General features: G+C 68.2%; 8 protein-coding genes and 1 pseudogene. 2 read left to right on the top strand and 7 right to left on the bottom strand.

The window, feature by feature from the left end:
* Positions 1–894 (bottom strand): branched-chain amino acid ABC transporter permease, encoded by an 894-nt coding sequence (locus K2M58_RS01740; RefSeq protein ID WP_220678029.1) that lies wholly within the window; start codon positions 892–894, stop codon positions 1–3.
* 62 nt (positions 895–956) lie between these two features.
* Entirely contained in the window at positions 957–2,204 is a 1,248-nt protein-coding gene (locus tag K2M58_RS01735) for a branched-chain amino acid ABC transporter substrate-binding protein (protein WP_220678028.1), read from the bottom strand.
* 145 nt (positions 2,205–2,349) lie between these two features.
* On the opposite strand from K2M58_RS01735, the gene K2M58_RS01730 reads away from it, so the two are divergent.
* Both K2M58_RS01730 and wrbA read left to right on the top strand, forming a co-directional pair.
* Positions 2,350–3,900, top strand: a complete 1,551-nt coding sequence (locus K2M58_RS01730; protein ID WP_220678027.1) for a sigma 54-interacting transcriptional regulator — start codon at positions 2,350–2,352, stop codon at positions 3,898–3,900.
* A 101-nt stretch (positions 3,901–4,001) separates the two neighbouring features.
* Positions 4,002–4,604: an NAD(P)H:quinone oxidoreductase gene (gene wrbA, locus K2M58_RS01725; protein ID WP_220678026.1), complete on the top strand. Its 603-nt coding sequence runs from the start codon at positions 4,002–4,004 to the stop codon at positions 4,602–4,604.
* Between the two features lie 97 nt (positions 4,605–4,701).
* Here the strand turns inward: wrbA and K2M58_RS01720 are convergent, their stop codons facing one another.
* From K2M58_RS01720 to K2M58_RS01700, 5 genes and pseudogenes are all read right to left on the bottom strand, one after another.
* A complete protein-coding gene (locus K2M58_RS01720) occupies positions 4,702–5,838 on the bottom strand; it encodes a CamS family sex pheromone protein (RefSeq protein WP_220678025.1) in 1,137 nt (378 codons plus the stop codon).
* Complete coding sequence (ligA, locus tag K2M58_RS01715; RefSeq protein WP_220678024.1) at positions 5,835–7,892, bottom strand: NAD-dependent DNA ligase LigA; 2,058 nt, start codon at positions 7,890–7,892, stop codon at positions 5,835–5,837. The genes K2M58_RS01720 and ligA overlap by 4 nt, the downstream gene beginning before the upstream one ends.
* Before the next feature lie 73 nt (positions 7,893–7,965).
* Positions 7,966–10,251 carry an ATP-dependent helicase gene (locus K2M58_RS01710; RefSeq protein WP_220678023.1) on the bottom strand — a complete coding sequence of 762 codons (2,286 nt, stop codon included), beginning with the start codon at positions 10,249–10,251 and terminating at the stop codon, positions 7,966–7,968.
* A 425-nt stretch (positions 10,252–10,676) separates the two neighbouring features.
* Positions 10,677–10,964, bottom strand: a pseudogene (locus K2M58_RS12515) (YerC/YecD family TrpR-related protein); the annotation flags it as partial.
* A gap of 84 nt (positions 10,965–11,048) precedes the next feature.
* Positions 11,049–12,203 (bottom strand): DUF3048 domain-containing protein, encoded by a 1,155-nt coding sequence (locus K2M58_RS01700; RefSeq protein ID WP_220678022.1) that lies wholly within the window; start codon positions 12,201–12,203, stop codon positions 11,049–11,051.
* Positions 12,204–12,206 lie beyond the last annotated feature (3 nt).

Below are 12,206 nucleotides of genomic sequence, written 5' to 3'. Positions count from 1 at the left end.
TCAGACCCGCTCCGTCCCGGTCCGCCCGAGCAGTCCCGTCGGCTTCAGGGTGAGGATGAGGATGAGGATCACGAAAGCGAACACGTCTTTCCACTCCCCGCCGAGGGCCGCCGCGCCGAACGTTTCGAGAAAGCCGAGGAGATACCCGCCGAGCATCGCCCCCGGCAGCGAGCCGATGCCGCCCAAGACCGACGCCGTAAACGCCTTGAGCCCGACGATGAAGCCCATCATGAAGTTGATCTTCCCGTAGTAGACGCCGGCGAGGACCCCGGCGCTCCCGGCGAGAAACGATCCGATGAAAAACGTCAGCGCGATCACCCGGTGCACCGGAATGCCCATGAGGGCCGTCGCCGTCGGGTTCACGGCGATCGCCCGCATCGCCTTGCCGTAGAGCGTCCGCCGGACGAAGGCATCCAGAAGGAGCATGAGCCCGACGGACGTGGCGATGATGGCGAGCTGGGCATACGTCACGTCGGCGCCGAAGAGGGAGATGCCGCTTCGGGGAAGCTCGACCGGCATGACGCGGAAGCTCGGTCCGAGGGCGAGCATGACGCCGTTTTCCAGCACGAGAGAAACGCCGATCGCCGTGATCAGCATCACCAGCCGCGACGACTGAAGGAGCGGCCGGTAGGCGATCCGTTCGACGCCGAGGCCGAGAAGGCCGGTGACCAGCGAGGCGAAGAGAAACGCCGCCCCGAGGCCGACGAAAAGCGGCGCCCCGCTCATCGCCGAAAGGACGCCGTAGCCGACAAACGCCCCGACCATGTAGACGTCCCCGTGGGCGAAGTTGAGGAGCTGGATGATGCCGTAGACCATCGAATACCCGAGGGCGATGAGGCTGTAAAACGAGCCGATGACGAGGGCATTCATGAGCTGCTCGCCCCAGACGTTCACCGAATCGCCTCCTTTCGGCCGCGTTCCGGCGCCGAATGTCCAAGCGGGCCCGTGGATCGTTCTTACGGCAACGCGAATTCGCCGTTTTTCACCACGACGACGATGAAGTTCGACTTCTGAATCGTGCCGTCGGGGTTGAAGGTGATCGTGCCGCCGAAGACGGGGAAGTCTTTCGTCTCCCGGAGCGCCCGGACGATCGCCGCCGGCTCGGTCGAGCCCGCCCGCTCGATGGCGTCGGCCAGAAGCCGCATGCCGTCATACGAGAGGGCGGAGTACGGGCCGGGCTCTTCGCCGAATTTCGCGTAGTATCGTTCGATGAACGCTTTCGCCTCCGGGATGAATTCCGCCGACGGGCTCATCGTGATGAACGTTCCTTCGGCGTTTTCCTTCCCGGCGATGGCGATGAGCATCTTGTCGTTCGCCCCGTCGCCGACGCCGATGATCCCCGGCACCTTCGCCGTCTTAAACTGCTTGATGAAAAGCCCGCCGGCGGAGTAGTACGCCGTCCAGTAGGTCGCGTCGGGCTTTAAGCTTTTCAGCTTGGAGATGACCGGCGTAAAATCGTTTTCGTCGCTGTTGACCGCCTCGAAGGCGATGACTTCGCCGCCCAGCGCCTCGACTTCTTGCTTCGTCGCCTCGGCGAGATCCCGGGCAAAGGCGGAATTGTCGTGGACGAGGGCGATCCGCTTCGCCCCTTGCTCCTTGACCATGTACTCCGCCGCCCGTTTCGCCTGATGTTTCGTCGTGCCGTTGACAAGAAAGATCTCCGGATATCCCTGCGCCGGAATCTTCTCGGAGTTCGCGGCGGTGACCACCATCGGGATGCCGGCCTGATGGTACACGCCGGTCGCCGGGAGCGTCGCGCCGGAGCAGTAGCCGCCGACGACGGCGACAACGCCTTGTGAGACGAGCTTGTTGGCCGCCGCCGTCGCCGTCTGCGGGTCGCAGGCGTCGTCGGCGAAGGTCAGCTTGATCGTCTTTCCGAGCACGCCGCCCTTGGCATTCAGTTCTTCGACGGCGAGCTCGATCGCCTGGTTGATGTCCTGGCCCATCTTCGCTTCCGAGCCGGTCGTCGGGGACTGCACGCCGATCAGGATCTCGCCGCCGGACGAACCTCCGGTCGCCTCCCCGGCCGTCTGGCCCGAAGGTGGGCCGTCCGTCGACGCCGTCTTCCCGCCGCACGCCGAAAGAAAGCCGCTGCCCAGAAGGACGAGCGCAAGAAGCGCGAGGCCGGAGATCGTCCGCCGCCCCGGGCGGAGCCGCCGGTGCGCCGGATGAACCGACGAAAAATCCGCCGATCGCTGTTTCATCGGATGGTTCAACCTCCTGTCCATCTGTTGAAATTTAAACACCTGTTGTCTTTTCAACAAGTGTGGTAAGATGATTATACTTGATACCGCTTACTTAACGGAATCGCCGATATTTGCACATTCCGCTGGCGGCAAGGGGATCGAGATGTCGGAAATTAAACAGGCTCGTTCGATGCGCTTCCCTGTGGAGCGGCTCGACGCCATTTTCGAGACGCTCCTTCAGAGTCTGAACGACGCCGTGACGATCGTCGACCCGACCGGGACGGTGCTGTACTGGAACCGGGCGGCGGAAATGATCTACGGCATTCCACGTGAGGCGATCGTCGGCGCCCCGATCGACCGGTTTTTCCCGGCGGGGTCGGTCATGCTCTTTAAGGTGCTCCGAAGCCGCCGGCCGGTGCACCGCCTCTACCACCGGCCGCGGCCGGACAAGCACGTCCTCATCAACGCCTATCCGATTTTTTCCGAGTCCAGAGAGCTGATCGGCGCCATCGCCGTGGAACAAGATATCACCGAACACGTCGCCCTCTCGGCGGCCCTGTACGGCGCCCCGGAGACCGCGCCGGAAGAAGGGACGACAAAGCGGCTCCTCGACATCCTGTTCCCGGACCTTCTGGACCTCGCCGGGCGAATCGCCGCGGCGCTCAAAGAGCGCCGGCCGGTCCTCCTCCTCGGCGAGCGGGGCTCCGGTCGGGAGGCGCTGGCCCGTTACGTCCACCGGACGCTCGGCCTGGAGGGGCCGTTCCTCGTCTTTCACAGCCGCCTCGTGCCGGACGGCTTTCAGGCGGCGGAACTCTTCGGCTTTGAAGGCCCCGGCGGCGGGGCCCCGGAAGCGGGGCTCCTCGAGCGGGCCCGAGACGGGCTTCTGTTCCTCAAGGACGTCGACGCCTGGCCGGAGGCGCTCCAAGCGGCCCTGGCGGAGGCGCTCGCCGGCGGCCGGTACGTCCGTCAGGGCGGCCGGGAGCCGCTCCCCGTCGCCGCCCGCCTGATCGCCGCCGCCGGCCCGGACCTTCCTGCTGCGGTCGAGGCGGAGCGGTTTTTGCCGGAGCTCTTTTACCGCTTCTTCGTCTTCTCGCTTCCGCCGCTTCGGGCGCGGCGAAAAGAGCTCCCGGCCCTGGTGCGGCACCTCATCGACGAGGCGGCCCGCGCCCTGGGGCGGCCGGCGCCGCGCATGACCGACGAAGCGCTGGCAGCGCTTCTCCACTACGACTGGCCGGGCAATCTGCCCCAGCTCAAAAACGCCCTCGAATATGCCGTCCTCATGGCCGACGGCGGGACGGTCGAACTCCGGCACCTCCCGGAGCCGATCCGCGCCCGGACGCTCTGGGCTTACGCGCCGGAACCGTCGGGTCAAGGCCGCCTCCCCGGCGCCGGAGCGACCGTGACGGCCGCTCCTTGGGCGCCGGGGGACAGAGGACGGACGGGCGATCGAACGGGAGGCCGGGCCGAAGACCCGGGAACGCTTCCACGAACGGCCGGGGCGGCAGACGAAACGGCGCCCGAACCGGCTTCTTCCCGGATGCGTCTCGAACGCCTCCCGGAGGCCCGCCTGGCGCTGGAGCGGGAGCGGATCCTCGCGGCGCTCGAGGCCGCCGGCGGGAACAAAAGCCGCGCGGCGAAGCTCCTCGGCATCTCCCGCGGCGCGCTGTACTACAAGCTTCGGCAGCTCGGGATCGAAAAAGATTTATCCACTTGACTTTGTTAAGGAAGCCGGCGATAATGGTGGCGTCTTCCGCTTCGCGAGCCGCCGCTTGAAGACGGCCATACTGAACCTGTCAAGGGAGGCCACCGTGGACCATGCGCGTTGCCATCATCTACTACAGCGCCACAGGCACCAACTACCGTCTGGCCCAGACGGCGGCCCGCGCCGCCGAAGCGGCAGGGGCGGAAGTCCGCCTTCGCAAGGTGGCGGAGCTCGCCCCGCCGGAAGCCATCGAGCAAAATCCCGCCTGGAAGCGGCACGTTGAAGCGACCCGGGACGTCCCCGATGCCCGGCTCGACGATCTCGTCTGGGCGGATGTGATCGTCTTTTCGACCCCGACCCGCTTCGGCAACGTCCCGTCGCAGCTGAAACAGTTCCTCGACACGACGGGACCGCTCTGGGCGAAAGGCGCCCTCGTCGACAAGGTCGTCACCGCCATGACCTCGGCGCAAAATCCTCACGGCGGTCAGGAGGCGACGCTCCTTTCCCTGTACACCACGGCCTACCACTGGGGCGCGATCGTCGTCCCGCCGGGCTACACCGACCCGGCGGTGTTTGCCGCCGGCGGCAACCCCTACGGCACGTCGGCGACGGTCCCCGAGCCGGACACGCCCCTTCCGGAGGCGGTCGTCCGGGCGGCGGAACATCAGGTGCGCCGGGCGATCGACATCGCCCGGCGGCTCAAAGCCGGCCGTTAAAAAAATCCCGTTCCCTGAAAAAACCGGCCCTTCCGCGACGGAAGGGCCGGTTTTTTGCCGTCTTCGCTCGGCATCGGGAGTGGCTCGGCCCCGGCACCTACTGGCGAAAAAGATGCACGAACGTCTCTTTCCCCGGCGGCCGGACGATGAGCGCGATCGGCCGGCTGGCGGACTGGACGATCACCTCGACGTCCGCCTCCGGCGGAAAGCGGTCGGTGACGAGGGTGGCGGCGTATTCGGCGAGGCCCATCACCTGGCCCTGAGAGCGGTAGCTCGCCGTGATGGTCGCATCGAGTTCCAAAAGTCGGTCGCCGTCCAGGCGGGCGAGGCCGACGACGCTCAAAAACTGCGGAAACGCCCGCTCCAGGGCCTCTTTGAACTCGTCAAAGACGAGCGAAAGCCGCTTGTCCGCCTCGCTCACCTGCAAGGCCGGAAGGAGCAAATACCGCTCGGAGACGGGCGTGTAGCGAACGCCGCCGGCCGCTCCCTTGGCGAGCTCCCCGGTCAGAAAAAAATGTCCCGGCTCGAACGCGGTCCGCGGCGAGGCGAGGTAAGCGCCGAGGACGATCGGGCCGTCGACGCCTTTTTCCCTGAGGCGCCGGGCGATCTTCTCGCCGGCGTCCCGGGCATAGCGATCGAGCTCCTCCGGCTTGAGCGGTCGGGCGATCCACGGGTTGTTCGTGCCCTGGCCGGCAGCTTTCGATTCTGCGGGAACGTCCACCGTCGGATTCAAGACCATCCCGACCGTCACGCCGGCGAGGGCCCCGGTTTGGGCGTCGAGGTAGTCTTGCTCCCAGAAAAACTGAAAGACGTTGCCCGATGCCGAAGGGCGATAGGCCGGGTCGTTCAGGCCGACGGGATTTTGCTCGGGGTCGTACGGTTTGAGCCAGTCTCCGATCTCCTCGGCGCTTAAGAGCTGGCCGTCTTCGTAAAGATGCGTCTCCGGCGGAAACGTCTTTCGGCTGAGCGCCATGAGGCCGAGCTCAAACCGGGCCCGATCGACCCGGGACACCTTTTCCCACGGGGGTTGCCCCTGGCCGGGCCGGTAGGGGAGCGGCATCCGGTAGAGGACGCCCTCCGGCGGAATCGTCGAGGTCACCTCCGGCGGCCGGGCCGGCGGTGAGGCCGCCGGCGGCGCCCCCCCCTCCGTCGCCGGCTTTGGCAGGCAGCCGGCGGCCAGAAGAAAAAACGCGGCCGCCGCGGCGAGACGAAGCCCCCGGCCCAAGCGGCTCATCGGCGATCCCCGCTTCCATCGCCCTGCCGCCGGGCCTCGATGAGCGCCCGCAGGGCCGCCTCTCCTTCCAGGATCGGAATCCCGAGGGCTTCCGCCCTGGCCCGTTTGGAGCCGGCCTTTTCGCCGGCGACGACGTAGTCGGTGTTCCGGGAGACGCTGCCGGCAACGCGCCCGCCCAGCGACTCGATGAGGGCCGTCGCCTCCTCCCGGGAGAGCGTCTCCAGCGTGCCGGTGAGGACGAAGGTGAGTCCCTTGAGCGGACGATCTCCCGGTTCCGGCTCCTTCGCCACCGGCTGCGGCCGCACGCCCCGGGCGAAAAGCTTCTCCAGCGTCTCCCGCACGTGCGGCGCCCGGAAGAAGTGGACGATGCTTTCGGCGACGACCTCCCCGACGCCGGGAACGGCCTGAAGCGCTTCGAAGGTGGCGCCGAAAACGGCGTCAAACGAGCCGAAGTGCTCCGCAAGCCGCCGGGCGGTCTCCTTGCCGACGCCGTGGATGCCGAGGGCAAAGAGAAACCGGTCAAGGGGAACGGCTTTCGACCGCTCGATCGCCGCAAGGAGGTTGTCGGCCTTTTTGGCGCCGAAGCGGGGCAGGACGAGGAGGGCCTCGGCGGTGAGGGCGTAGAGGTCGGCGACGTCCCGGACGAGGCCGGCCTCGACGAACTGGGCGGCCGTCTTTTCGCTCAGCCCTTCGATATCCATCGCATCCCGCTGGGCGAAGTGGACGATCTGCCGGATGAGCTGCGGCGGGCAGGAGAGGGTGTTCGGGCAGTAGAAAAACGGCCCTTCCCGCTCGAGGAGCGTCCCGCACGCCGGGCAGGCGGCCGGCGGAACGATCTCGTGGGCCGGGTCTGCCTCCGCCGCCTCCGCCGGGCCGAGGATCTGAGGGATGACGTCGTTCGACCGGCGGAGCCGCACGAGGCGGCCGAGGGCGAAGCGGAGCCCTTTGCGCTCGATGTCTTCGATGTTGTTCAAGGTCGCGTGGCGGACGACCACACCGCCCACCTCCACCGGCTCGAGCACCGCCTGGGGCGTGACGACCCCGGTCCGGCCGACGTTCCAGACGACGTCGACGAGGCGGGTCGTCGCCTCCACCGCCGGAAACTTCCACGCGATCGCCCAGCGGGGCGCCTTCGCCGTCGCGCCGAGGGCCTCCCGGGTGGCGAGGTCGTCGAGCTTAATCACGAGCCCGTCGATGTCGTAGTCGAGGGCGGCCCGCTCCGCCTCTTTCTCCCGAATCGCTTGAAGGAGCGCCTCGAGGTCGGTGAAGGCCTCCGAATACGGCGTCACCTTAAGCCGCATCTCCCGCATGAAGGCGATCATCTCCCGGTGGCTCCGGAAGGGGCGGTCGGAGGCGTAGTTCACGTGATAGAAAAAGACGTCGACGCCCCGCCGCCGGACTTCCCGCGTGTCGAGGTTCCGGAGCGCCCCGGCGACGCCGTTCCGGGTGTTGGCGAGCTTGACCGGACTTTCTTCGTTGTAGCGGAGGAGCCGCGACCGGGGCATGATCGCCTCCCCCTGAAACTCGAACACCCCCCGCCGCTCCGGGATCGAAAGCGGAACGCTCGGGATGACCTTCACCGTCTCGAGGATCATCTCGCCGACCTCGCCGTTCCCCCGGGTGGCGGCCTTGGTCAGGCGTCCGTCTTCGTAAGTGAGGACGACGGTGAGCCCGTCAAACTTCGGCTCCAGGATGTACACCGGCGCCGGAAGGGGCGGAAGCCCCTGAGCCGCCCGGGCCGCGTTCGCTTCCGCCCAGAGCCGCTCGACCCGCTCCGCCCATGACCGGAGCCCCGCCTCCGTCGTCGTCTTGTCGAGGCTAAGAAGCGGCACCCGGTGCCGGTGCTCCGGAAACTGGCCGGAAAGCTCCGCGCCGACCTTTTGCGTCGGCGAATCCGGCAGCACGATGCCGGTCTCCCGCTCCAGCCGGACGAGTTCGTCGTACAGCGCGTCGTATTCTTCGTCCGGCACCTTCGGTTCGCCGAGGGTGTAGTAGTAGTAGTTGTATTCGTTCAGAAGCCGAACGAGCGCTTCCATTCGCTCTCGCTTGTCCACCGATCCGGCCTCCCGATCCGTCGAGCCGTGTTCTTCCCGGCTTGGGGCCATCGCGAGCGGCCCGAGCGCCCCGTCAGGCGCGCACGAGCGGCGCGTATGCCGAAAGGAGCTTTTTGATGCCGTGCGGTGCCGAAAAGGCGACCGTAAGCACCTCATCGTCTCCGCTTCGCTCGACCGCAATGACGACGCCCTCGCCCCACTTGGCGTGGCGGACCCGGTCGCCGGCGGAAAAGCCGGAGGCCGGGACGGCAGAGGACGCCGGGCGGGCGGGGAAGGCCCCTCCCGGCCGCGGCCCGGTGGGGCCCGGGCCGAAGGGGCCCGCCCCCCCGCTTCCGGCCGGGATGAGGCCGCCGGCCTGAGGACCGCCCGCGCCGGCCCCCCACCCTCGGCCGCCGGCCGCCGTCCCCCCGGCGCCGGACGCCGCGGGGAAGCCGTCGACGATCTCGAGCACCTCCGGCGGCAGCTCGCTCAAAAACCGCGACGGCGCCGACGGCTCCACCCGACCGAAGAGCCGCCGCTGGGCGGCGGTGATGAGGTAGAGCCGCTCCTTGGCCCGGGTGATGCCGACGTACATGAGCCGCCGCTCCTCCTCGAGCTCGTCGTCGTCAAACAGGCTCCGGCCGTTCGGGAAGATGCCTTCGTCGAGACCGGGGATGAAGACGACGGGAAACTCGAGGCCCTTGGCGCTGTGGAGCGTCATGAGCGTCACCGCGTCCGCCGCCTCGAGCTGATCGACGTCGGTGGCGAGGGCGAGGTCGGCGAGGAAGTCGGCCAGCGTCCCGCCGGGCGCCTCCGCCTCATACGCCTGAAAGACCGAGTAAAGCTCGGCGACGTTCTCCAGCCGCGCGCGCCCTTCCTCCGTCTCCGCCTCCGCCTCGAGCATCGCCCGGTAGCCCGTCTCCTCGAGCACCGCCTCAAGGAGCGCCGAAGGCGGGCGGTCGGCGACATCCGCCCGAAGGCGCTCGAGAAGATCGGAAAGCGCCCGCATGCCCTTGGCCGCGGCGCCCCGGACCCCGGCCGCCTCCGGCGTCGCCAGGACGTCATACGGCCGAAGTCCCGCCTGGGCGGCGTACTCGACCGCTCGCTGCCACGACGTCTCGCCGATCCCCCGCCGGGGAACGTTCAAGATCCGTTCCAGCGACAGGACGTCGCCCGGGTTGACGAGGACGCGGAGGTAGGCGAGGACGTCTTTAATCTCTTTCCGCTCGTAGAAGCGAAGCCCGCCGACGACGCGGTACGGGAGCCCCAACCGGGCCAGTTCCCCTTCGATCGCCCGCGACTGGGCGTTCATCCGGTAGAGGACGGCGACATCGCCGAGCCGGACGCCGCCTGCGGCGAGGGCGCGGATCTCCTCGGCGATAAAACGCGCCTCGTCGGCTTCGTCGATGGCGTGATACAGCCGGATCTTCTCGCCGCCGGCCCGGCGCGTCCAGAGCGCCTTCGGCTTTCGGGCCGTGTTGTGGGCGATGACGGCGTTGGCCGCCTCGAGGATGATCGCCGTCGAGCGATAGTTTTCTTCGAGCAGGATCGTCTTCGCCCCGGGAAAGTCCCGCTCGAAATCGAGGATGTTGCGAAGATCGGCCCCCCGCCAGCGGTAGATCGACTGATCGCCGTCGCCGACGGCAAACAGGTTTCCGTTCTCCCCGGCGAGGGCCCGCAGGAGAAGGTACTGCACGCGGTTCGTGTCCTGATATTCGTCGACGAGGACGTGTCGGAAGCGCCGGCGGTACTTCTCCAGCACGTCCGGCCGCCGGCGAAAGAGGATGAGCGTCTGAAGCAACAGCCCGTCAAAGTCGAGCGCCGCGTGTTCGACGAGCGCCCGTTCATACGCGGCGTAGACGTCGAAGAGCACCCGGGCGGCGGGATCGCCGGCGAGACGGCCGTACGCCTCGACGTCGATGCCTTCGTTTTTCAGCCGGCCGATCTTCGCCCGCATCGTCCGGGGCGGAAATTTTTTTTCGTCCAGATTGAGCGACCGGAGCACCTTGGCGAGAAGCCGGTCGGCATCCTGCGCATCGAGGATCGTAAACCGGGGATCGACGCCGATCGCCTCGCCGTCGATCCGAAGCACCCGGGCCGAAAAGGCGTGAAACGTCATCAGCCAGACGTCCCGCGCCGCCTCGCCGATGAGCGCTTCGGTCCGCTCCCGCATCTCCCGGGCCGCCTTGTTCGTGAAGGTGATGGCGAGGATCCCGGTGGGCGGGACGCCCCGCGCGATGAGGGCGGCGATGCGGTGGGTGAGGACCCGCGTTTTGCCGCTTCCGGCACCGGCGACGACGAGCACCGGGCCGTCGCCGGCCAGCACCGCTTCCCGCTGCCGGTCGTTGAGGCCCTGAAGAAGCGTGTCGACCGCTTCCATCGGCGCGCCTCCTCTCTTCCCGCATTGTACCGGATGCGGGCGCATAAAAAAAGCGCCCGCGTTCGCGGGCCGAGGCGGCGGCCGGGCTCTGGGACGGGTCCGTTCGACCGGACGCGGCGCTTCCGCCGAAGGCCGGACCGACGCCGGAACCGCGGTCGCCCGTCTCCCGTCCCTCCCCGCCGTCCGTCGACCGCTTAGGCCTCGGACGGAAGACCCGGCGCCGCCGCTCGCCGGACACGGGCCTCATCCGGCGCCTCTTCGTCCCGGACCTCCGCCGCCAAGGCCGCCGCGTCGGCGCCCCTTCCTGCCGCTTTGCCGGCGCGGGCCGCCGGCGCTTTCGACCCGGGAGGCTGAAGCGGGTCGGCGGCCGCCGCTTCCTCCCGGCCGTCTCCGAAGGCGGCGCCGGCAGGCGGAAGCTTCCCCGCCTGCTCCAGCCGCTCGAAGACGAGGGCGTAGCCGTCGTTGCCGAAGTGAAGGCTCCGCTTTACGCGGGAGATCGTCGCCGTCGACGCGCCGGTCTTGGCCTCGATGGCGGCGTACGTCTCCCCGTCCCGGAGCATCTTGGCGACCATCAGCCGCTGGCCGAACGCCTTGAGCTCGTTGATCGTGCACAGGTCATCAAAAAACGCATAACACTCCTCCGGCGTCCGCAAGGTGAGGATCGCATCGAACAAAAAATCGATGCCGTACGGCTTCAGCTTCTCCAGGCGCATCGCCAGCACCCCTTTGTCCACCCTCGAACCCCTCACCCTTTCGTTTGCCGACATTATACTTCAACGCTTTAGTTTTGTAAAATGTCACGGCCGGGACGCCGCCCCGCCGCCGTCGGCCGGCGCCCCGCCGTCCGGCGCCTCTCCGGCGCCGCGGTACTGAACCGTCGCGCCGACGTCCGGAACGACTTCGACCCACGTCTGGCCCGGCGCGAAGGCGATCTCCGCCCGGTCTTCCGTGTAGGCCCGAAGGACACCCCGGACGTTCTCCCACGTCACCGGCACGGCCCGGCCGAGGCTGACGAAAACGCCGCGGCCGCCGCCGTCCAGGTCGATCGCCAGACGGCCGGCCGAATCCAGAACCCGGTGCCGGGCGAAGAGGACGAGGATGTTCGTCGCGGTGAGCGGTTTTCCCGTCTCCAGGTCCGAATGCGGCTGGCCGTTGATCGCCCGCCGGTACGTCCGGGATTCGGCGTCGTACGTGTACGTCACGCGGTACGACGGGTTGTATCGAACGAGAAGCTCGTCCGCCGGGCTTCCGACCGGGCGACCGGGGCCCGACCACGGATCGACCAGGAAGCGAAAGCCGGGGACGGTGCCGGTGTCGCGGTAATGCTTCTTGTCCATCATGGCCCGGACGTTTTCCAGGCTGGTGTAGAGGTTGTGGGGCGCCTTCCGAAACGACGCCCGCCAAAAGTAAGGGTCCGCCTCGCCCAGAAGGCCGTTCAGACTCGGGAGCCCCCGATCGGCGATCGTCTTCAGCGCCTCGGGGCTCCCGCCGGCGTGGACCATGACCGCATCGAAGCCGTCGGCGAGGCGGATGAAATACGGCCGGATGCTCCGGATCGGGCCGATGGTGCCGGCGTCGGCCGTCTGGTAGACGGCGGCAAAGCGCGGGATCCCGCCTTCGGCCAGAAGTTCGTAGACGACGTCGGCCCGGTCGAGCCCCGACTGAGGCCGGGCCTCCGGGCTGTTTTCGATGATGGCGACGATCGCCCGCCGGCCCGGCGCGGCGTCCGTCGGAAGGCCCGTAAGCGGCGAGACGTACGGCTTCCCGACGGCCGCGTCGCCCCCCTTTTCCTCCGGCGCCGGCGCCTGGACGGCCGGCCCGTCGGCCGGCGGCGCCTCCGGTTCGGACGCCGGCCGGCTCCGGCAGCCGGCGAGAAGGACAATGAGCGAAAGCGCCCCAAGCGACAGCGTGCGCACGAGGCGCCGGATCGAACGATGACGCTCCGCCAACATCGG

It is taken from the genome of Hydrogenibacillus sp. N12 (assembly GCF_019645935.1).
Lineage (GTDB): Bacteria > Bacillota > Bacilli > Thermicanales > DSM-22653 > Hydrogenibacillus > Hydrogenibacillus schlegelii.
The sequence above is the reverse complement of the archived record's forward strand: the minus strand, read 5'-3'. Positions and strand labels throughout refer to the sequence as shown.